Here is a 22,040-nt window from a genome sequence, read left to right as displayed (position 1 = left end):
ATAGTCTCTTTTTTATGACTTAAATAATACTAAAAGCATCACCAGAGCCAATTAAGTCCTTTAAAAGACAGTTAAAAAATCCTTGGTTTTTCCACAACAAATTTGCTCCTGAGTTCTGCAGAGTGCAGGCCTCATCAACAAAAAATTGTTTACAAAATGGAAAAACAAAGAAAAAAACTGTTGTGTGCATTATTGGCAATATTGCTTTCGCCTAATGCTTTTTCGCAGGGAAATGGGAGTGCCGGGATTAATGAGGCAACACAGATGGTTACCTCTTATTTTGAACCGGCTACCCAGCTTATCTATGCGATTGGTGCGGTGGTCGGATTGATTGGAGGTGTAAAGGTTTACAACAAATTCAGCAGTGGAGACCCCGACACCAGTAAAACGGCGGCAAGCTGGTTTGGAGCCTGTATATTCCTGATTGTCGCAGCAACAATTCTACGTTCATTCTTTCTTTAAAATGATGATTATGAATACCTATCACATCAACAAAGGAATAGGGAGGACGGTAGAATTTAAGGGTCTGAAAGCACAATACCTTTTTATTTTTTCAGGCGGGCTGCTTGGATTATTGATTTGTGTCATGGTTATGTATATGGCTGGCGTCAATACCTATCTATGTCTAATACTTGGAGGATTCAGCAGTGGGCTTCTGATCTGGCAAACTTTCGCACTGAACGGAAAATACGGAGAGTACGGCTTAATGAAATTAGGTGCTGTTAAAAAACATCCTAAATACATTATCAGCCGCAAGAGCATTCACAGATATCTCAGAACAAACCGTAAAAAACCTTCAGCATGAGAAATTCTTCCAAAGCAGCAACCTTGGAGAGTAAATTTCCACTGCTTGCGATTGAAAATGACTGTATCATTTCAAAAGACGCTGATGTAACAGTCTGCTTCAAGGTCAGACTTCCTGAACTGTTTACCGTAGCCTCTGCTGAGTATGATGCGATTCACTCTGCATGGTTCAAGGGGATTAAGACTTTACCTGACTTTACCGTTGTTCATAAGCAGGATTGGTTTATTAAAGAGAACTATAATCCTGATCTCTCTGAAGATGACCAGAGTTTTCTTTCAAAATCTTTTGAGAGACACTTCAGTGAAAGACCTTTCTTAAATCATTACTGCTACCTGTTCATTACCAAAACAAGTAAAGAAAGAATGAGGATGCAGAGTAACTTTTCATCATTATGTAAAGGCAAACTGATTCCTAAAGAGATTAAAGACAAAGAAGTCATCAACCGTTTTCTCGAAGCTGTTGATCAGCTGGAGAGGATAATGAATGACAGCGGTTATATTCATCTTGATAGAATGACGGAAGATGAAATATCAGGAACTGCTGAACAGTTAGGGTTACTGGAGCAGTACCTGACATTATCCCGTGAAATCAATCCCCCATTACAGGATATTAAGTTGGGTTCAGAAGAGATGCGGATAGGAAATAACCGCATCAGTATGCATACTTTGTCTGATACAGAGGACTTACCGGGTACGGTCTCATCAAACAGCCGGTATGAAAAATTAAGTACTGACCGCAGTGACTGTCTTCTGTCTTTTGCATCCCCGGTTGGGTTGTTGTTAAGCTGCAATCATATTTATAATCAGTATTTATTTATTGATAACAGTGATGAGAATTTAAGCAAGTTTGAAAAATCTGCGAGGAATATGCATTCATTAGCAAGATACAGCAGAGCGAATCAAATTAATAAAGAATGGATTGAAAAATACCTTAACGAAGCCCATTCTTTCGGTTTACAGTCCATACGTGCTCATTTCAATGTCATGTCGTGGTCAGATAATCCTGCAGAGCTAAAACAATTGAAGAATGACACCGGAAGTGCACTGGCCTTGATGGAATGCAAACCACGACATAACACTACTGATACAGCCACTCTGTATTGGGCTGGCATTCCCGGGAATGCAGCAGATTTCCCAAGTCAAGAAAGCTTTTATACATTTATTGAGCCTGCCTTATGTTTTTTTACCCAAGAAACAAATTATCAGGATTCTCCATCACCATTCGGAATTAAGATGGCTGACCGCCTGACAGGAAAACCTATTCATATCGATATTTCAGATCTTCCGATGAAGCAGGGTATTATTACCAACAGAAATAAATTTATTCTGGGTCCCTCTGGCAGTGGTAAATCTTTCTTCACCAACCATATGGTAAGACAGTATTATGAACAGGGCGCTCATGTATTGCTGGTCGATACCGGTAATTCCTATCAGGGACTATCTGAACTGATCCGGGGAAAAACCAAAGGAGAGGACGGAGTGTACTTTACTTACACTGAAGACAACCCCATTGCTTTCAATCCCTTCTATACAGATGACGGAATCTTTGATATAGAAAAAAGGGAGAGTATAAAAACACTCATCCTCACGCTCTGGAAAAGAGATGATGAACCACCGACCCGTTCGGAAGAAGTGGCATTATCCAATGCAGTCAGCGGCTATATTGAAATGATCAAAAATGACGATGAGCATCCTTCATTTAACGGGTTCTATAATTATGTTAAAGAAGACTATCAGAAAGTTCTTGAGCAGAAGAAAGTCAGAGAAAAGGACTTCGATATTGCGAACTTTCTGAATGTTCTGGAACCTTATTATAAAGGCGGTGAGTATGATTATTTGTTGAATTCAGAAAAACAGCTGGACTTGTTATCAAAACGTTTTATTGTTTTTGAAATCGATGCGATTAAAGATCATAAAATTCTGTTTCCTATTGTGACCATAATCATTATGGAAGTCTTTATCAATAAAATGCGAAGACTCAAAGGTATCAGAAAACTGATTTTGATCGAAGAAGCCTGGAAAGCTATTGCCAAGGAGGGAATGGCAGAATACATCAAATACCTATTCAAGACGGTAAGGAAATTTTTCGGAGAAGCCATCGTAGTAACTCAGGAAGTCGATGATATCATCCAGTCACCCATTGTCAAGGAAAGTATTATCAATAATTCAGACTGTAAAATCCTTCTCGACCAGCGAAAATACATGAATAAGTTCGACGATATTCAGGCAATGCTGGGGTTGACTGACAAAGAAAAATCTCAGGTATTGTCAATCAACATGAACAATGATCCAAGAAGACTTTACAAAGAAGTCTGGATAGGACTAGGAGGAACTCATTCAGCGGTCTACGCCACTGAAGTTTCCACTGAAGAATATCTAGCCTATACGACTGAAGAAACAGAAAAAATGGAGGTCATGAATCTGGCTTCTGAACTTGACGGCAATGTAGAACATGCCATCAAAAGAATTTCTCTTAAGAGAATAAAATCGAATACTAAAGAAAATTAAATCCTTTAAAATTTTACAACAATGAAAAATTTAATCATCAAAACATTAGCACTAGCATTTTTCGCTACCGTAACATTTGTTAAAGCACAATTTGTAGTAACTGATCCTGCTAATCTGGCTTCAGGGATTTTAAACTCTGCTAATGAGATTGTGCAGACCTCATCAACAGTATCAAATGTCGTTAAGAATTTCAACGAAGTCAAGAAGGTCTATGAACAGGGAAAAGAATATTACGACAAACTGAAAGCTGTCAATAATCTTGTCAAAGATGCAAGAAAAGTGCAGCAGACGGTTCTGTTAGTGGGTGATGTTTCCGATATGTATGTCAACAATTTCGGAAAGATGCTTAATGACCCAAGTTTTAATGCTCAGGAGCTGACTGCTATCGCCAACGGCTATTCGACATTACTCAATGAAAGTACGGAGCTGCTCAAAGAATTGAAACAGATTGTCACCTCTACCAATCTATCTTTGAATGATAAAGAAAGGATGGATGTCATTGACCGGGTCTATAAGGAAGTTAAAGATTATCACAATCTGGTAAGATACTTTACCAATAAAAATATTTCTGTCAGCTATCTGAGAGCAAAAAAACAGAACAATACCCAGAGGGTGCTAAATCTATACGGAACCTCTAATCAAAAATACTGGTAGAAATGGAGCCTAATAACTTACACGAAGTACTGCGCTCCGTTTATGAAGAAATGATGCCGCTTTGTGCCGACATGGCAGCTGTTGCAAAAGGTGTCGCAGGATTGGGAGCACTGTTTTATGTAGCCATTAAGGTATGGCAGTCCTTAAGCCGTGCAGAACCTATTGACTTGTTTCCTATGCTCAGACCATTTGCCATCGGTATCTGCATTATGTTTTTCAGCACATTGGTGTTGGGAAGTATTAATGGTGTTTTAAGTCCTGTTGTTCAGGGAACTCATTCAATGCTGGAAAATCAGGTGTTAGACCTGAATGAATTACAACAGAAAAAAGACCTTCTCGAAAAAGAAGCCATGCTTAGAAATCCTGAAATGGCCTATCTGATTTCGAACGAAGAATTTGATAAAAAACTGGAAGAGCTTGGTTGGTCGCCATCGGATTTAGTTACCATGTCAGGTATGTACATGGAAAGGCAGATGTTTGAAGTTAAGAAACAGATAAGAGACGGTTTTAGAGAATTTTTGGAAATTCTCTTTCAGGCTGCTGCACTGGTTATTGACACGATCAGAACCTTCTTTCTTATTGTTCTCTCCATTCTGGGTCCAATAGCTTTTGCGATTTCAGTTTGGGATGGATTTCAGACGACATTAACACAATGGCTGACCAGATATATAAGTGTTTATCTCTGGTTGCCTGTTGCAGATATCTTCAGCTCAATTCTGGCAAAAATCCAATCACTCATTTTGGAACGGGATATAGAAATGCTGGCAGATCCAACCTTTATACCTGACACCTCCAATACAGTCTATATTATTTATATGGTCATTGGTATCATCGGATATTTTACGGTTCCTACAGTAACTGGCTGGATCATTCAGGCGGGAGGTGCAGGTAATTTTATGCGCAATGTCAATCAGACCGCTTCAAAAACAGGAAATATCGCAGGAGCTGCAGCTGGTACCGGAACAGGTAATATTTCAGGGAGATTATTAAAATAAAAAAAATAGTTCTATGGAATTTAAAACTTTAAGAAATATTGAAAGCAGCTTCAGGCAAATCCGTTTGTTTACGTTTGTTTTTGCTATGCTGTGTTTTGCAGTTGTGGGAGTGGTTGTCTTCAAATCATATCAGTTTGCAGAAGAACAGCGTCAGAAAATTTATGTCCTTGATAATGGAAAATCGCTAATGGTGGCTTTATCTCAGGATATGTCCATCAACAGACCAGTTGAAGCCAGGGAGCATGTCAGACGGTTCCACGAATTGTTCTTTACCATAGCACCTGACAAAAATGCTATTGAAAGCAATGTAAAAAGAGCATTTTATCTGGCCGACCAATCGGCATTTAACTATTACAAAGACCTTCAGGAGAAAGGATATTACAACAGAATTATTTCCGGAAATATCCAGCAAAGAATTGAGGTTGACAGTGTCGTTGCCAACTTTGAAAGCTATCCGTATAATGTAAAAACATACGCAAGACAGTTCATTATCAGGTCAAGTAATCTAACCATCAGAAATTTGATAACGGATTGCTCATTGGTCAATTCTGTCAGGTCTGACAGTAATCCGCAGGGTTTTACTATTGAAAAATTTAATGTAATTGAAAATAAAGATGTTGAAACTGTTGAACGCTAAAATGACAATAATGAAAAAGCTAAGAGATAAAATTGAACATTATATTCTTCAGACTGAAGATCACTGGAAAAGTCTGCGGTTAGAACAACAGCGATTACTGACTAAGGTCTTCTTTGGCAGTTATGTCCTCGTGACCTTCATCGTCATCATTAATATCTGTATTTCTAAAGATAAGAGATTCAATACGATGTCCATCAATCATATTGACGGTATTTCTAAAAAACCTGTAGAAAAATGTTTGGGACATACTGGTTTAATCCAGTCAACTACAAAAAAATAGGATATGAAAGATTCTGAAAAAATTAAAATTACAGAAAATGATCTTCCCCAAAATTCTATCGGGTTAAACAATAATCCAAAAGTCCAATGGGAGAAAGTGAAGAAACCAGTCATTTATTTTTTGATGGCTGTAGTGTGTGCATCTTGCCTCTATCTAATTTTTAGACCAAAATCAAACAGTACTATCGTTGAAGATGCTGGTTTTAATGCTTCTATTCCTCAGGCGAAAGATGGTCAGTTACAGTCTGATAAGCAAAAGGCTTATGAGCAGCTCTTATTAGAGCAGAAGAATGAAGAGAAAAAAAATGTGATAAACACTTTGTCGGACTACTGGGATGATCAGAATGCTTTAAAATCCGATAACAGTAATTTAACAGCTACACCGGATATCACAAATGAACTTCAGCAACCCAACCAAAATGCAGTGAGCAGTTACCGTAATGCACAGCAAGCCTTAAACTCATTCTATGTTGGTGAGGATAAAGAAGTCAACGCGCTTCGGAAAGAAATTTCAAGATTGAAGAGTGAAGCAATGCAGAATAATAGTGTTCCGGCTGGACTTGGAATCAATGACCAGTTAGAGCTGATGGAAAAATCGTATCAGATGGCTGCTAAGTATCTTCCTGGAACTGCGAAGCAGGGAGATACATCCGCATCCGAAGTGAATAAAAAACCCACTGAAGAGAAGATAAAGCTTACAGCAGCAAAACCAGTGTATTCCGGTATTGTTTCAACATTATATAGAGAGCAATCCGACAGTGTTTTTATTGCAGGACTGAATCAGAATAGATTTTATGATATCCAAAAAGCTACAAATACTTCAGCTCAAATTAAAAATGCCATAAAAGGTACTGTTTCTGAAACAAAGCTGCTTGTCAATCAGAGTACATTATCTATAAGACTTTCTGAAGGAATGCAGTTGGGGCGCACTGAAATTCCGGCAGGAAGCCTTTTAACAGCAACCGGTAAATTTCAGAGCGGGAGAGTTCATTTAAAAATTACTTCCATACAATATAAAGGGAATGTGTATGCGGTTGAAATCAATGTTCATGATAATGATGGACAGCCAGGTTTATATGTTCCGTATTCACCTGAACAAAATACTGTAAATGATATAGTTGCCAATATGAGCCAGACTTCGGGAACCAATATTATGATGACTCAATCCGCAGGACAACAGATTGCAGCTGATCTCAGCAGGGGAGTAGTACAGGGATTGTCAGGCTATTTTCAGAAAAAAGTCAGACAATTAAAATTAACGGTAAAAGCTGGACATGAAGTCCTGCTGGTGCCTAAAAATAACTAATCAAAAAATTAAAAATGAATACACAAAAGAGCCATTATGTTCTTATAATCTTATTTCTGCTGTTTGTAAGCAGAATATCAGGTCAGGATTCAGCAACCATGAACGTATCATTAGAACAGGCAAAACTACAACCTTTCAATATGCAGGTGACCTATAATAAAACCAGCCATTTGATATTTCCTTCAGCGATACGCTATGTTGATCTGGGAAGTGAACTGTTAGTCGCCAATAAAACAGAGCCGGTTGGCAACGTTCTCCGAATAAAATCTGCAGTTAGGGATTTTGAAGAAGAAACCAATTTTTCTGTCATCACAGAAGATGGTAAATTTTACTGTTTTGATGTCTTTTACAGTGCATTTCCAGCAGCTCTCAGTTATGATCTTGCAAAGATGCAGAGAAATATTGAGAGACAATTTTCTACAGACGTACTTTTTGAAGATCTCAAAGGAAGCTCTTCATCCCTGACAAAATTAATCATGGAAAGCCTGTATCGAAAAAGCCGTAAAACTGTTAAGCACATTGCGTCAAAAAGTTTCGGTATTCAATTCTCTGTTCGTGCATTACACGTGAATGACAGCAAATTCTATTTTACGATTGAGGTTGATAACAGCAGTAATGTAGCTTATGACATTGAGATGATTAACTTTAAAATTGCAGACAAGAAAAATTTTAAAAGAACTGTTATTCAGGATAAGCAACTGGAGCCTGTCAGGATCTATTCGCCAGTGATGACCGTTGCACATGATTCTCATATTACTGCAGTTTATTTATTGAATCAATTTACCCTACTTAAAGATCAGGTTTTGGAAATTGAGGTTATTGAAAGAAATGGTGGACGACACCAAAAAGTTCAGTTAGAAAATACAGAGCTTATTGGTGCAAAACTAATCGACAGCTTAAACTTTAAAACCAATTAAAATGAGCCAGCTATTTACAGTAATAATCATGATTCTAACATTCAATGTGAAATCTTTCGCACAGCAAATGATTCCCAAGCAAAAAGGATTTGAAATGTCTTATTCAGTATTTTCCAGTTCTCCTAAAAAGCAAAACTATGTTTTAACTGCAGGACTTATTTCTTACGGAAAGAATGGCAAATACTTTTTTGGAATGGCTGAGTACAGCCGGAAATATTATAAATATAGTAATTACGATATCCCCATGGAAACTTTTTTACTCAATGGCGGTTACAGTTTCTATTTGTTAGGAGATACCCTGCGCAATTTCAATTTTAATTTTGGTATAAGTGGTTTAGTGGGATATGAACAAGTCAACCGAGGGATATATAAGCTGGATGATGGCTCAATCCTAAATGAAACCGAAAATTTCATTTATGGTGCTGCAGGAAAGCTTTCTTTAGAAAGTTATTTGACAGAGCATTTTGTATTGACATTAAATGGACAACTGCGCTTTTTGCAAGACAGTCAGCTTGGTGCGTTACACTCTCTGTTTGGTTTTGGATTACGTTATAATTTTTAAAAATAATATAATGAACAATATAATAAAGTGTAAATTTTCTAATTTATTTAAGTGTTTACTTATCGTATTCTTTTTAAGTTCCTGTCAGGATAACGATTTGGAAATAGAACAGAACTTTCCGTTTGAAGTACAAGTGATGCCTGTTCCCACAAAGATAAAGGAGAATGAAACCGTGGAAATTAGAATTTCATTGGTAACGGCATCTAACTTTAATGAAACAAAGTATAGTATTCGATATTTTCAATACGAAGGAAGTGGAAAACTTCAATATTACAGTGACCCACCTTATCTGCCTAATGATGAATATTTATTGCCGCAAAAACAGTTTAGGCTGCATTACACTTCTGAATCAGTAGAATCGCATAAATTTAGTATTTGGATCAGAGATAGTTTTGGAAATGAAACTAAAATAGATTTTGAATTCGATAATGCTTCATAGTAATTAAATTGAAATGTAAGGCTTGGTTTTAGACCAAGCTTTTTTTATGAAGCTAAACAATGAGATCATTATAAAAAAGTATTTAGTATAATATTTAATTACGAATTAAATGCTTTAAAACTGCAACTTTTTTGAGATGAAGTGGAAACTCTAGTGGACATCAAAAGTGTTGCTATCGATCAACAAAAAGATGTTTTCGAGTGCAGGGAGAAATTATCTTTTTCTGTCGTTTTTCTAAACGACATCTGAACACTATCCACAACTTTTTTGAAAGCAATGGATTGATTGGGTATTCAAATAGGTTGTATCAATATAATATGCAAAAAGACTGTTCCGACTAAAGTCGGAATTGCCTTTTTGCCGAAATTTTTCTCACTCGATTTTTAAGGGATGGGTATTGAAATCCTTGAGATTGTGAAAGAATCCTCGATATGGTGTGAACCCATATCTAAACAAATTCCAAAGTAAACTGCAACCAATTTGCACTAATGAAGAGTTGATAAATAAATCCTGTTTTTCAAGTGCTTCAGCAACGGAACAGCTTGGCGTATTGTCACTTTGTTCCGAATTTTTTAGCAAATCTCGGAACTCGTCTGTAATAAAGGGTAGGTTTGCAACAGCTTCATATTTTTCAGAATTCGGTTGTCTGATATTTCCGATGGTGGAAAGTATGGCTTGACCTCTGTCTTTGGTATTTCCAAAGTCCAGCCAGTATTTTAAATTTGGATTATGATGTCTTTTATGTTTTAAAATGTCGGCAATTTCAAAACGTGCAGAAACATTGTCAACACAGGATATGTAGATATTGGCTTCAACATTTTCGGGGTAATACCTTTCTTTTTCCCAAGCAAACTTTTTGGTTTCTGCTTTCCAATTAGTTCCTGTCCATCGGTTACAGCGGTTTATTAATGCCACTGATTTATAAAGTCCTTTCTCAGACTCCGCAAATCGCTGTCTCCCTAAATTGGCTGAGGTAATAATATCATTATCCCACAAACGAACCTGGAGTCCAGGGTGTTCCATCTCAATTAAGCTATGATTCATTTCCATTAATGCTGTCATAACCTTTGAACCCGTTCCACCTGCTCCAATAACATTTACAGTTACAGGGTTTGTAGGACTTATTAGATAGTTATCAGTAAAGTGAACTTTTGTTTTTTCGGTTGTCATGGCAATAAATATTTGAGGGTTTTATTTGTTGTTTTCAGTACATTTTTTGGAAATGCTTTTTCTGTGTTAATGAGTTCTTTCCAAAGATTGACGCAATTTCCTTTGATCGGGTTATGTCCATTCATTAAATGGCTGAAATAGCTGTTAAAAAAATAATTTTCCCAAGCTTTGGTAAATTCTTCAACAGAGGAGGAATTTTTAATATTAACATCTACAGTTCCCATGCAAACATTTCCGCTTTCATAGATATTGAAAAAGGGTGCATGGTATAGCTTTGCTTTTTCCGTTGGTCTTCTATCAGAAGATAGTGCGAATATCACTAAACTCTGTTTGTGGGCAAACCATATTAGCGCAGGGATTGACGCCTTACCATTATTAATTTCCAGATTTTCGGAAAAGAATAGGTTTTCAAAACGACTTTTGCTGTACCATATAACAGAACCGTTTTTGCTTGGATTAATATGGAGAATATTATCGCTAAGGATATTTTGAGGTCTTAAAAACTCTTTATTCTTTTCTGTTTCAATAGAGAGTGCTTTGGACAGATATTTTGCTTCACGAACTGTCAAAGGGTGTGCATTTATGGGATTTCCGTTCTTATCCATATCAAAATGTTCAACATAAGTATCTCTATCACTTTCAGAAGATTGATAAAAAACTAAAGCAGACACAGGATTATACAGTACTCCGAAATCTTTTATTATATTTTCCATTGGTTTATATTTAAATATTGGTCATTAAATCAATAAGTTCTTCAATTAGGTTAAATATTTGATGTTCAAAATCAAGATTGCTTGTATCTGCATTAGGGTTATCAAAATATTTAATGACAGCAGGTTCTTCAATTTGTCCATACTCCTGCAGTTCATTATTAACACTTTGAAAAAGAGTATTAAATAAATAACCTTGTGCATCAGCACAGAATGAAATGTATTTATCCATTGTAACGATGTTATCATCCGCTTCATCATCATATTGATTATATATCACATTAGATTTTGCATTTTTCAGAATATTTGAATTGGGGAACTGTAGTGATAAATTGTAAAAGGATTCTGCTAAACTAAAACAGTTTTTATCAAAATCATCATTCGCTTTGAACCGTTCTAACCTTGTTTTAAACTGTTCTAAGTTTTGAAGATTATAGATTTTCTTTTCAATAGAATCGCCTATCCATTCAGCACTTTTAATATCTAACAGTAGATTGATATTCTCTTGGTCTTCATCATCTTCATTTGCCCATTGCTCAAACATTTCGTACATCCAATACAGATAACTTGCTTCCTGTCTGTAGTAAGGAATATCAACAATATGATACAAATAGCTGTAAACAGAAAGCATAATATGAAAAGTTTTTTTATACTTTTTAATTTTTGATAACTTATAAAGTGGAATAACAGGAATGTAGTATAGGATTGCTCCAGTATTGTATCGTTCTTCACTCGTGAAATAAACCTTTCCCTTATCTTGTATCAATTGGATTTCTTCCCAATTTCGAGTTTTGTTCTTAAGTTGATTCTGAACATCTTGAATTTCCAATGCAATATTATAGGGATATTCAAAATCCTTAAATTGTCTTGAATTAATCTGATAATGTTCTTTGAGAAAAGAAAGGGATCGATAAAAATCCCTTTCAAATCTTTTTGACTTCTGATGATATTGTACAGTTTCAGTTTTCTCTAACGTAGGAAGAAAAGAACACTTCAAAAAAGCATTGGAATCATTACTGTTGGAACTGACTTCCGATAATCTTTTCTGATTTCGCCTGCATCTTTTGGACGATTCATCCATTGTGAGAACTCTCCCAATTGTCTGTGCAGTTGCTTCTGCTGTTTTTGCTGTGGGATTTTGATAGTTCCCGATATGATTTTGCGTTGCATAGTTCATAATACTGTTTTTAGGTTATCCTTTAGTTCCCATAACACTTTCAAAAGTATATTGCACAGTATCATCACGGATAGCAGGTGCAGATACTTTTGCAGTGGTCAGAATGGGGTAGGTGTTAGCGTAAAAATTCATTACTGCTTCAACACTCCATTTAGGTTCAGGGTCGTTGAGTTTTATCTCCTGTCCTTTATCGATAATGATAAAGACTCTTTCTAATTCTGTTGCGAGTAACATAGGATTAATTTTTAAGGTTAAGAGGTAAATAGGTTAGGGGCAAATTCTTTTTCGTATATCTCCTGTTTTTCCAATATTTCTTTTGAATATTCGGGATATTCTGACGCTTTGGGTAATGCTGACCATGCATCCTTAAATTTTGATTCATTTTCAAGCTCCTCTGCTTTTTTCATCGCATCTCTATATTTTTTCTCCCTTTCGTCTTTGGCTTTCTTTTCCTTGTCAGAATTTTGTTTTTCCATCGCAGAATGTTTTTTGGCTTCTTCCAACTGCACCATAAATGAATCCATGTTGACCATTAAGTAGGATGCCGACTGTATGGGCTGTATAATGTTTTCAAAAAATCCACTGTCCAAATCTTCAGCACTGCCACGCAGATTTAATGGTGGTATTCTGTTTTTTGCATCATCTCCACATCCGCTGTTTTGTAGCAGTACGGAGACAATCCAATTATTATCTGTTGCTTTCTGAATCGATATATTTAAATTGCCTGTAAACTCAATTTGAGTGAGTAGGCTGAAAAAATTAGTATTCATTTTGATTGTCTTTTAAAATTGATTTTTTAGAATTTCTGTCATAATTAATCCTGTATCCGTTAGAATGGATAATAGCTGTCATTAAATTTCTTGCCTTTGCCAAATCTTCATCATCTACTTGGGTAATATTTAATAGATGAAAATTTTCAAAATCTTTTAGAATTTTGCCAATAAAGGATAAAGCTTTATAATCTGTCTTGTTTGAAAGAATGCTCATTTTGATTTTTTTTTAAGCAGTAGCAGTTTGTCATAAATATCAGTCCAATAAGTTTTTTGTTTTCTATCAAACTCTGCAAAGCTTTTATCTTTGTGGGAATATCCTTTATAGTTTTCAGCTTGTTTTAAAGCCTTTTCCAAATCGGTTATTTCAATGCTTTTTCCGTGTAAATCCTTGATTTTCATAAAATAATTTTTTATGGTAACCGTCTGTGAAGACGGTTACCTCAATTGTTAATTTAATTTGAAAATATCTGCTCCGTCTTTGGCGAATCCTGTACATAACTCGAAAGCTTTTTGAGATTTCATTTGAGCAGTACCACCCATTACAATCGACTGTAATTTAGCTTCATCATCTCTGTAACTTTTAACATTCTGATAAAATCCTGTTACTGCATTGTAAGCGCCAAACAAAGTACCTTTAGTCGTTTCCATCTGTTGGGTATCACTCATCATAGCATAGGCAAAAGCATCATCCACTGTGTTTTTGAAAACTGTTGACAATTCATCAAAATTTCCTTTTTGTAGATGGTTTAAAGTTTCTTTATTAGGACAGAGTGCCAATTGAATCAGTCTTTTCATTTCAGTATCACCAATTGTAATTTTTGACCAATAATTAAAAGTGCTTTCTAATTCTTTACTTAGGGTATTAGCTATTCCCATGACTTTGTGAGCATCTTCCAAACGTTGTTTTGCGCCTGATGTATGTCTAATTCTTACAACATTGCTCATATTGCGTAAAGATGCATTCAAGGTATTTTGACAAACAATGCGTATTGGGGTAAAAGCGGCGGTAATACTTCCGCTTCCGTCATGTGAAGTCGTCAGGAAAATATACTTTTCTGTGATGTCGTCACAATTTCCGACACGGATGTAATCAGGTAGTTTAGCAGTAATGAAAATTTTTTCACCGTTTCCTAAAGCTCCTGCGGTCTCCTACAAAATTCCGTCACCACCGCCTACGATAGAATCAAAAAATGAAAATGCTTCGCGGTTTTGTACAATTTGATAATCCTTTCCGACTACTCCTAAAACTGTGTTGTTATCGGTGCGGATATTGGCGAAGTAGTTCGGAACTTCCAATTCTGAATTGCTCATTATCAATGCGTCTTGAGATTCTGTAATACCTCTACCTTTTGTAAATAATGGAGATTTTTCTACCTCATAATCGAGACCTGCAAATTTGATGGCTTCTTCACTTGTAGGATGCTCTTCTACAATCTGCCCCAAGTTATGCCATGCTTTTTCTTTTACGCTGAAAAATGAGTATTTCCCTGTTCTGTCGTTGAAATTTAAATTATGTGCCATGATATTAATATTTAAATGTTGAACAAATTGTGTTTGAGTTTTTTAAAATGGTAGGTCATCGTCTTTATCGTTAGCATTCGAATCAATTTTTTCATTCTTTAATTTGCTTTCTGTCTCTGGCGTTTGTTTATCCACCTTTTTACTACTGCCGTGAAATTTGATTTGTGAAGTATGAAAATTTAATCCTGCGTGTGCTTCTCCGTCTTTTCCTATCCATGCTGAGGTGTAGGCTCTACCACTTAATTCCACTAAAGTTCCTTTGGTAAGAATTTCAGCGACTTTTGCAGAAATCCAATAGGCACAGTCGAAATAGGTGGTTTGTTCGATTCGTTCGCCTTGTTTGTTGCGATAATTGTCATTGGTAGCAATTGAGAAATTGACTACTTGTTTTTCATTTGACAGGGTGCGAACTTCCGCATCTCTTGTCAGTCTTCCGATAATGTTCATAACTGCTTGTTTTAAGATTGTACATTTTAATTTGTTTTCAATCTTTTCTCCGTCCTTTCTCTGAAAGCCTCGTTGGGCTTCGCTGAATATTTTTCAAAAGAAAAACCGGAAAAAAGAAAGCAGATATGAAGTGTTGACAAAGAGTAAAGACCAAAAGGAAACGGAATAATTGGAGGGTACCTTTAGGGAGGAAACCGTTTATGCCGTAGTCTTTTGGTAGGATAAGCGGACGGCTGGCAACAATACCTTAGCTGCCTTTTTACCGATTTTTTTTTAAAAATTTTCAAAAAGAATATCTGATTTTAATACTAATCATAGTAGAGTTGAAAGCCCATTAATTATAATTTTCTGTCTATATAAAAAAGAGTATATTTAAAGTATGGATAAAAGTAATCTAAGAAACAGAGGCGGTCAAATTTCTATCGGTTCTAAGGAAGATGGTGCAATAATGGAAATGTTTAAGATTGATGATCATTTGCTAATTATAAAAGAATTTGCAGTTTACGAACTTATTTTTGCAGATGATATCGATCCAAATCGAGAAAATCCTGATTTACCATTAAATTCTCAAAAATTATTATTTGAATTCGGAACTGAATCTGAAATATTTTCAAGAATATTTTTACTTGCAAAAAGATTATTTAAGGCTGAATATGTTGATGCATCAATTAATATTGCTGATTCAACTTGGCTTGTTGTTGATATGTTACAAGAGTTATCCGAAATGATAAAAGAAGCCGAAGCTCTAAAAGAAATGGAACAGCAAGCTGCCACAGAATATGACCTACGTAAGAACAAGGGATTAGATCATGCAACTCCATCCATAATAAATATTAAAACTAAATGCAAGACTATTTTTCAGAAACTTGACCAGTTTTATCAAGCACAGCTTTCGTTAATTCGAAAATTTTATCCAGACTTCAGCGAACAATCATATTATTCAAAATTCTTGGAATACTTGCAGGAAAAATATAAAGCAGAGGATGATTTCTCCAGATTTTTAGAAGAAGTTTTACCAATTATCATGTTATCTAGAAACATAAGAAATTGCTTGGACCATCGTCGTAATGAAATTAATATTTCAAATTTTGAACTCCAAATTGACTCTAACATACTTACACCAACGATATCAATTGATTACAATGGAAGTCAATTAAAAAAGACTTCTCTGACTGGTTTTATACAAGAAATGATTGAATATGCAGTTGTAATCGCAGAAAATATGTTAGCGTTTTTAACTTCAAATAACTTAAAAAAAAACCGTATCCTTCCAGGAAATGTAAAATTTATTCCTGAGGAGGAGAGAACTAACAAATATTGCAAATTTGCGTATTGGTCTCCACTCGGTGAAGGAGGTTTTTATGATCAGAAATAGACTTTTTGCCATCAAATGAGATTTAAATAATTATTAGCTTAAAGTTTAGTAAGCTTACCATCATTATACAAAAGTAAATCCTTCTAAATTAAATTAATTTTGTTTAAGTGATTTACTATCAGTTAATAAAGAAGTTGTACACATGAAAAAAAATCCAATTGATACTTTGGTAGAAAATTTAGTAAAGCAATTTTCTCAAATACCTGACTTTTCCTTAACCCAAGATGATCCACTGGGTAATAAGATGTTTAATTTTGTTGTAAGATATATTTCAGAAATAAGTGCATTCAAAAATCTTTTTGTTCAGTACTATTTACCTGCTTCCTTAAGAGCATCACATGACTTTCAAAAAAATTTGAAATCATCGAAATACAAACATCTAATAAATATTACAAATGAAGAACTTAAAGAGAACTACTATGAGACAATAAGGTTAGGATATGTTGGAGCTTATCATAAATATGAAAGTTATCTAAAAGACTTATTAAACATTTTAGATGAGTTTTTTAAAGATCTTGATTTTGAAAATAATTTCATTGACATCAACTCATATCTGAAGAATATCATAGAAAAAGATCTTTTGAAAACAGTAAACTCATTTAAAATATCTGAGAAAATCAACTGGATTTCGAATTGTGTAAAACATTACAACGGCTTTCCGATAAAACAACCCATTCCAATTAATTTACAATACTTCGATCATTCACGTAAGATTGAGATTGAATCTTCTGAATTTAAAGAAGATTTAGATAAATTAGTAGCACAGTGCCAGCTTATTTTAAGCATTTTATTTATGACGGGATTTCATCAAGTACTAAGTCAGGAATTTATATTAATAAAAAGTCAGTTAAAAGAAGAGAACCAACATCAAGAAAAAGTGAAGAAAATTAAAGATGATTTATTTTTTGTTATAAATGGCTTCTTTGGCAATAATGATAAAAGTCTTAAAGGTGAAATATCTGATAATGGATTATATTTATAAGTTTTAGGTCTTACTTATATTTAGCCTGCATTCAATAAGTTTAAAAAAAATTAAGAAGGCATATCAAACTCTGCACCTTCTGCGAATTTTTTCTCGCAACTTGTGTCTCTGAACAAATGTAGCTTCCAGTATTTTTTGGGAAGATAGTAGTAGTCTAATCTTTTATTCATAAAAATTCTTTTTATTTAAATACAATTTTGCAGCTATACTTATCTTTATGATGTAAAGCTAAATCCTGTAAGAAGTAACAAACAAAAAACTTCACTAAGGCGTACCTGATAACTAAATTTTAATGGACATAATACCAAAAAAGAAAGCAAGGATAAATCCTTGCTTAATTAGTGTTGTCCAGGTCTTGACCTGCAATGTTGAATAACGTACTCTAGACGCCCGAAACGTATTCTAGTATAAGCTCTTACAAATACCGGTCTCCACAAGGAGCAAAATAAACATGTTTTCATGTTACAAAAATTTTGATTGTTAGCAACAATACTCTTTTGCACATGATATGTTTAATAATGCAAATGTACTTAAATTTACATTTGACACAAAAAAAAATAAAAATTTATTTTTCAGGAAGCTGTCTATAAAATTTGTCGCTAAAATGTTTTTCATTAACCATTGACTTGAGAAAATCAGCATTCTCCATATTTTTATCAATGTGCGGATTCTTACGTCCATAGTATCCTGTGTGATTCTCAAATTGTTCTTTTTCAATACCGGCTAAAATCAGCCGTACGGCTTCTGTCATCATTTCATATTTTTCAGCAATCTCATCTAGTATGAGAGTTTTAATATCACTAATGATGTATCTGTGAACAATTTTGTTTCTTTCAGCGTATAGATTAAACAAAAAGTCATAAATCTCTGTGGAAATAATGCCCATGTCATGTGCTTCCTTGTATATACGTTTTTCTGTTATTGCTTTATCTGTCTTATCCTGATAGAGGTATTTAATCTTAAACAAGTTTGATTTTTCAATAATTTGATATTTAAGAACGATGCACAAACGCAGATAAGCGTCAATTTGAGATGCGTATATTATAATAAGTTCAATAGAGGATTCATTTTCTTGTGCACGTTGTGTTAGGTCAAAAGTAGCTGCTAAAGCCGATAAAAATTTTTCATACCGGTAGAAGTGAATAGCCTGTTTGCGAGATTGAGGTTCAATGAATATTAACGATTTTAGACATTCCTCTGCTTTATCTATTTCTTTAAGAACTAATTGTTCGTCTACCAATAAGGGACGATAGATATATTTAGCCATAAAGAAATTTTCTTTGACCCATGTTCCCCATAATATTATGACAAAGCCATCGTTTTGATCAATTTTTGTTTTTTCAAATTTTAAGTTTCGCTCAAAGTAACCTTGACTTGAAAATATTTTATTATTTGGTTGCTGTTTATTGTAATGACTAATTTGAAAACATCCTAAGGGGTTTTTAAATGGTTGAAAACTAAAAGGAGATTCGTTCTCATAACCATATAATTCATTCTGATAATCCCAGTCAATTGGTATGTGAATTTCAAATATACCTTCAGGATTGGTAAACGTTTTCATTTTTTTATGACTCTATTAATTCAATTCGGGCACAAAAAACAAAACTGAAAATTGCAGAGCGCGTAAGTTGTAAAAGTCTTAAAGTTTCTTTTTCAAAATGATCCAAGTCAGTTTTTAAAGAAAACTTTTCCTCTTCCCAACCGCTGTTAAAGTACTTACTGTCTTTTATTGAAAAAATTCCATGTTCTAATTTATTTCTCCATTCTTTGTAAAAACCAAATTCTCCATTATTTTTTTCAAGATCACATGCAATACTATACAATGCAGTAAGATGAATATTCCTTTTCTTATTTATTTCTTGCCATCTTGTGCTATTTCTTTTTTCACTCCAAAAATTTTCAAAGTATATAGATTCATTTCTATGCATAGTAAAATCAAATATGTAGCAAATGCCTTCTGCAATTTTATCCAGAATTCCAAAACACAATCGAAAACTTGTTCTTAGCTTTTCATATTTAATACCGTTTACAATTCCATCAACTAAATTCTCGTAATGAGTTGTTTCTGCAACAGTCTTTAAGTCATGAAAGTAATCAAAAAATAGTTCTTTTGAAAAACAGAATTCTGATTTTATTCTATTACAGAGCAGTTCTAATTGTACAATTTTTTTATTGTTTGTTTGGAAACCACCATGGCCAATAGTTATATCATCTTTTTCTGCACCGTTACAACTGCAGTACAGGCTATGTTCAGATAAACTTAAAAAGTTATCTAAGAAAAATTTAAGTTTTAATGGATGTTTTTGATATTCTTCGTTATTTAAAATTGCTTCGTGAGGAATTTTTGAGATACAAAAATTTTGTTCTTGAAGAAATTGATACGCATACGACTTACTTGTTTTTATTTTTTCTCTGATAGCTTCAAAAGGAATCTTATGTTTTTCTGCTTCGTTAAACAGTCTGTAAACCTCAATAAAAAGAGCGATTGTTATGGGGCATTGTGAATACTTTACCATTGTTAGTAAACCCTCAGCTTTTGCGGCTAGGGCATAGAAAAAATTATGATTGTAATTCAAGACGTTATCATATAACTGGAACGCCTCAACATACCGTCCAGAATTAATCAAATTATTACCAAGATTAGTAAAGACTTGAATGGAGTAGTGGTTTGGTTTTCTTATATCAAGAGCTTTGAAACTTCTGAAGTAGTATTGCTTAGCTTCAAATAAGGTTTCAATATTCTCTGGGATCGGAAAAAAATTACTGACATCGTCAGTATCTATCTTGTAAAATGATTGATATGCGTTACCTATACAATAATTTATGGAATCTTCTGTGACGTAGTTTTTTATTTTATCCTTATTATCTAACAGAATTTGTAGACCTTTCTCTACTTTTTTCCTGTCATAAGATTCATTTCCAAGATCAATAAAGAATCCTGCAATTGCTTTCAGGATTAAATAATCATTTACATCCCGATTCGTTAATGCTTTTTCTAAAGCATCGTTAGCTTCTCTATATTGACAGGTGTCTAATAAGTAGCTAATTTCTTTATTTAAATTTAAAATGCGATCCATATGTAGATAGATAAGTTAGCGGATGTTCATTCCATTAATATTATAATCTTTCAAGTATTGCTTGAGTTCCGGATGTAATGGTATTACTTTTTCATCTATATATTCTTGGATGAATGGTGCAATTTCGTATTGAATATTTTCAGGAGGAACCATGTCATTTTCGAGATAATCCATTATATCATCTGACCGAACTAAAGTTGAATCAGTCATTAGTATCAGTAAGAGAAAAAATGTCAGAATATAAGAAACTCGAATGTTAATGTTGTTCAGAAAGACCTCTAAATTCGTATTGGGTAGATTGACTAAATTATGAGAAGTAAATTTGATTCCATTATTGTGGACATAATCATTTAGTTTTACTGTTAAATTGAACCAGTAACTTTCTAAGCTATAATCTTTTAAAATTTGTTTTATTCTTTCATCTTTTTGAAAATAGCTCATGTAGTTTTCAAAGCTAAGTTTTCTTTTATTTTTAGATGATAATTGATCCACTGAATTTTCTAGCCAGGCGGCGACTGCGATTTCATCTCCGGAAAGTGTAGTATCTATCTTCATAGATGAAAATGAATCATTAAACTTTTCAACATCACTTAGATCTAGTTTGTCAAGTTCTTCTGATTTAAATATGTTTCTTTTTGATGAGTTATCCAATATATAAACATGTAGTAGCAAATCGTCCCTAAGTTTTCGAATTAATGTATTTGCATCTGAAAAACTACCGTTGGAACAGCAGTTCTCTATATTTTTTAGCGTTTTACAACAGCTTTTCAACAAGATAGTATTGAAGAAATTGACCTTTTTATCAGAAATAAATGTTATCATTTTACCACTGTACGTAATAAGACTAGAAAATGATTCTAAAAAGGATACGTTTTTTTCAAATTCATTAGAGAAAGTGTTAAATTCTTCGGATTGTTTTATGTCGTTAAATTTATTCATCCTGTATTTTAGTTATTACTACAATTTACTGTTTTATTTTTTTTCTGATGATGAATGGAATTTTACCTTGTAATATATTGTGACAATCATAATTTATCCTCCGCGGATGAAAGTTTTCCTGATTGTTTTAAAAAATCTAACAAGGACATTAATACATTGTTTAGTTGTGCAAAACTTTCTTCTTGTTCAGATATTCTAGCAATATTTTTTGAGCCATGAAAAAGGTTATTTCTGAATCTACTGGTTATGATCAATAAAGCAGATAGTTTATCGTAATCAACAGTGATTTCTCCTTCTAAACAGTTTTTTAAAGACTGCTTAAAAGTTTTATCGGTTTTAGTATCACGGAAATCCAGCTTTTCAAAAATCAAATTCGTTTTTTTATTAGTAATGTAGCGCTGACGAAAATAGTTAAATGGAACATCGAATGATTTTGGAGGTAATGTGTAGCCATTCTCTTTGAGATCAGTTAGGTTTTGTTGTATTGTGCTTAAACTGCCTTCTTTATCACAAAAGAATCTTTCAAAAAGATTCCAGAGTATTGTGAAATTTTTTACATTTTCTATTTTATTGAAGTCAGGTTTAACATTCTCCTCTGTCAAGAAATTTTGTAACCAGCTGTTTTGATCCATATTGAGCTATATTTAAAGGTTTGACGAATTCTTATTTATGCTTTGTAATTTATAAATCTTACTCGAAATTTTAAAATAAACATTAAGATATTCTATGTTTATTTCTGATAGTATCATTAAAGTACTATTATAATTG

The 22,040-nt window shown here is 33.9% G+C and carries 25 protein-coding genes and 1 pseudogene; 13 read left to right on the top strand and 13 right to left on the bottom strand.

The genetic code is table 11. The features are described from left to right. Nucleotides 1-156 precede the first annotated feature (156 nt). The 11 genes from AC0NBN_RS07000 to AC0NBN_RS06950 are packed head-to-tail and all read left to right on the top strand — an operon-like array spanning nt 157 to nt 9,101. Nucleotides 157-462 (top strand): DUF4134 domain-containing protein, encoded by a 306-nt coding sequence (locus AC0NBN_RS07000; protein WP_160812870.1) that lies wholly within the window; start codon nt 157-159, stop codon nt 460-462. A 10-nt stretch (nt 463-472) separates the two neighbouring features. Then, the gene (locus tag AC0NBN_RS06995; RefSeq protein ID WP_160812871.1) at nt 473-805 is read left to right on the top strand and encodes a DUF4133 domain-containing protein; all 333 of its coding nucleotides are present in this window, start codon (nt 473-475) and stop codon (nt 803-805) included. Next, nucleotides 802-3,312: a TraG family conjugative transposon ATPase gene (locus tag AC0NBN_RS06990; RefSeq protein ID WP_160812872.1), complete on the top strand. Its 2,511-nt coding sequence runs from the start codon at nt 802-804 to the stop codon at nt 3,310-3,312. The genes AC0NBN_RS06995 and AC0NBN_RS06990 overlap by 4 nt, the downstream gene beginning before the upstream one ends. 21 nt (nt 3,313-3,333) lie before the next feature. After that, nucleotides 3,334-3,966 carry a DUF4141 domain-containing protein gene (locus AC0NBN_RS06985; protein WP_160812873.1) on the top strand — a complete coding sequence of 211 codons (633 nt, stop codon included), beginning with the start codon at nt 3,334-3,336 and terminating at the stop codon, nt 3,964-3,966. 2 nt (nt 3,967-3,968) lie between these two features. After that, the gene (traJ, locus tag AC0NBN_RS06980; protein WP_160812874.1) at nt 3,969-4,961 is read left to right on the top strand and encodes a conjugative transposon protein TraJ; all 993 of its coding nucleotides are present in this window, start codon (nt 3,969-3,971) and stop codon (nt 4,959-4,961) included. 13 nt (nt 4,962-4,974) lie between these two features. Further along, the gene (traK, locus tag AC0NBN_RS06975) at nt 4,975-5,598 is read left to right on the top strand and encodes a conjugative transposon protein TraK (RefSeq protein WP_160812875.1); all 624 of its coding nucleotides are present in this window, start codon (nt 4,975-4,977) and stop codon (nt 5,596-5,598) included. Nucleotides 5,599-5,608: 10 nt separating this feature from the next. Next, entirely contained in the window at nt 5,609-5,878 is a 270-nt protein-coding gene (locus tag AC0NBN_RS06970; RefSeq protein ID WP_474467657.1) for a hypothetical protein, read from the top strand. Nucleotides 5,879-5,881: 3 nt separating this feature from the next. Then, nucleotides 5,882-7,183, top strand: a complete 1,302-nt coding sequence (gene traM, locus AC0NBN_RS06965; RefSeq protein WP_160812877.1) for a conjugative transposon protein TraM — start codon at nt 5,882-5,884, stop codon at nt 7,181-7,183. Nucleotides 7,184-7,197: 14 nt separating this feature from the next. Further along, nucleotides 7,198-8,100 carry a conjugative transposon protein TraN gene (gene traN / locus AC0NBN_RS06960; RefSeq protein WP_160812878.1) on the top strand — a complete coding sequence of 301 codons (903 nt, stop codon included), beginning with the start codon at nt 7,198-7,200 and terminating at the stop codon, nt 8,098-8,100. 1 nt (nt 8,101) lies between these two features. Beyond that, nucleotides 8,102-8,662: a conjugal transfer protein TraO gene (locus AC0NBN_RS06955; RefSeq protein WP_160812879.1), complete on the top strand. Its 561-nt coding sequence runs from the start codon at nt 8,102-8,104 to the stop codon at nt 8,660-8,662. 10 nt (nt 8,663-8,672) lie between these two features. Next, the gene (locus AC0NBN_RS06950; protein WP_160812880.1) at nt 8,673-9,101 is read left to right on the top strand and encodes a DUF3872 domain-containing protein; all 429 of its coding nucleotides are present in this window, start codon (nt 8,673-8,675) and stop codon (nt 9,099-9,101) included. Nucleotides 9,102-9,473: 372 nt separating this feature from the next. Here AC0NBN_RS06950 and AC0NBN_RS06945 read toward each other — a convergent pair whose 3' ends face one another. The 9 genes and pseudogenes from AC0NBN_RS06945 to AC0NBN_RS06905 all read right to left on the bottom strand — a co-directional run bounded on the left by AC0NBN_RS06945 (nt 9,474) and on the right by AC0NBN_RS06905 (nt 14,899). After that, nucleotides 9,474-10,271, bottom strand: a complete 798-nt coding sequence (locus AC0NBN_RS06945) for a PRTRC system ThiF family protein (protein WP_160812881.1) — start codon at nt 10,269-10,271, stop codon at nt 9,474-9,476. After that, a complete protein-coding gene (locus tag AC0NBN_RS06940; protein ID WP_160812882.1) occupies nt 10,268-10,984 on the bottom strand; it encodes a PRTRC system protein B in 717 nt (238 codons plus the stop codon). The genes AC0NBN_RS06945 and AC0NBN_RS06940 overlap by 4 nt, the downstream gene beginning before the upstream one ends. A 10-nt stretch (nt 10,985-10,994) precedes the next feature. Next, nucleotides 10,995-12,158: a hypothetical protein gene (locus AC0NBN_RS06935; RefSeq protein ID WP_160812883.1), complete on the bottom strand. Its 1,164-nt coding sequence runs from the start codon at nt 12,156-12,158 to the stop codon at nt 10,995-10,997. A gap of 15 nt (nt 12,159-12,173) precedes the next feature. After that, nucleotides 12,174-12,392, bottom strand: coding sequence for a PRTRC system protein C (locus AC0NBN_RS06930; protein ID WP_160812884.1), 219 nt, complete (start codon nt 12,390-12,392; stop codon nt 12,174-12,176). A gap of 17 nt (nt 12,393-12,409) precedes the next feature. Further along, nucleotides 12,410-12,928: a prtrc system protein e gene (locus AC0NBN_RS06925; RefSeq protein ID WP_160812885.1), complete on the bottom strand. Its 519-nt coding sequence runs from the start codon at nt 12,926-12,928 to the stop codon at nt 12,410-12,412. Beyond that, entirely contained in the window at nt 12,918-13,145 is a 228-nt protein-coding gene (locus AC0NBN_RS06920; protein ID WP_160812886.1) for a hypothetical protein, read from the bottom strand. Before AC0NBN_RS06920 ends, AC0NBN_RS06925 begins: the two co-directional genes overlap by 11 nt. Then, nucleotides 13,142-13,330, bottom strand: a complete 189-nt coding sequence (locus AC0NBN_RS06915) for a hypothetical protein (RefSeq protein WP_160812887.1) — start codon at nt 13,328-13,330, stop codon at nt 13,142-13,144. Before AC0NBN_RS06915 ends, AC0NBN_RS06920 begins: the two co-directional genes overlap by 4 nt. Before the next feature lie 48 nt (nt 13,331-13,378). Then, nucleotides 13,379-14,452, bottom strand: a pseudogene (locus AC0NBN_RS06910) (DUF932 domain-containing protein). A gap of 42 nt (nt 14,453-14,494) precedes the next feature. Next, on the bottom strand, nt 14,495-14,899 hold the full coding sequence (locus AC0NBN_RS06905) for a single-stranded DNA-binding protein (RefSeq protein WP_160812888.1): 405 nt from the start codon (nt 14,897-14,899) through the stop codon (nt 14,495-14,497). Between the two features lie 379 nt (nt 14,900-15,278). On the opposite strand from AC0NBN_RS06905, the gene AC0NBN_RS06900 reads away from it, so the two are divergent. Both AC0NBN_RS06900 and AC0NBN_RS06895 read left to right on the top strand, forming a co-directional pair. After that, the gene (locus tag AC0NBN_RS06900; RefSeq protein ID WP_160812889.1) at nt 15,279-16,274 is read left to right on the top strand and encodes a hypothetical protein; all 996 of its coding nucleotides are present in this window, start codon (nt 15,279-15,281) and stop codon (nt 16,272-16,274) included. Between the two features lie 142 nt (nt 16,275-16,416). Beyond that, nucleotides 16,417-17,256 carry a hypothetical protein gene (locus AC0NBN_RS06895; protein WP_160812890.1) on the top strand — a complete coding sequence of 280 codons (840 nt, stop codon included), beginning with the start codon at nt 16,417-16,419 and terminating at the stop codon, nt 17,254-17,256. Nucleotides 17,257-17,821: 565 nt separating this feature from the next. On the opposite strand, the gene AC0NBN_RS06890 is transcribed toward AC0NBN_RS06895, so the two are convergent. From AC0NBN_RS06890 to AC0NBN_RS06875, 4 genes are all read right to left on the bottom strand, one after another. Next, nucleotides 17,822-18,817, bottom strand: a complete 996-nt coding sequence (locus tag AC0NBN_RS06890; RefSeq protein ID WP_160812891.1) for a hypothetical protein — start codon at nt 18,815-18,817, stop codon at nt 17,822-17,824. 4 nt (nt 18,818-18,821) lie between these two features. Further along, nucleotides 18,822-20,333: an LA2681 family HEPN domain-containing protein gene (locus tag AC0NBN_RS06885; RefSeq protein WP_160812892.1), complete on the bottom strand. Its 1,512-nt coding sequence runs from the start codon at nt 20,331-20,333 to the stop codon at nt 18,822-18,824. A gap of 15 nt (nt 20,334-20,348) precedes the next feature. After that, the gene (locus AC0NBN_RS06880) at nt 20,349-21,272 is read right to left on the bottom strand and encodes a DUF5677 domain-containing protein (protein WP_160812893.1); all 924 of its coding nucleotides are present in this window, start codon (nt 21,270-21,272) and stop codon (nt 20,349-20,351) included. 86 nt (nt 21,273-21,358) lie between these two features. After that, complete coding sequence (locus AC0NBN_RS06875) at nt 21,359-21,904, bottom strand: hypothetical protein (protein WP_160812894.1); 546 nt, start codon at nt 21,902-21,904, stop codon at nt 21,359-21,361. Between the last annotated feature and the right edge of the window lie 136 nt (nt 21,905-22,040).

It is taken from the genome of Chryseobacterium sp. L12 (assembly GCF_056133985.1).
This window is presented reverse-complemented; position numbering and strand designations above follow the sequence as displayed.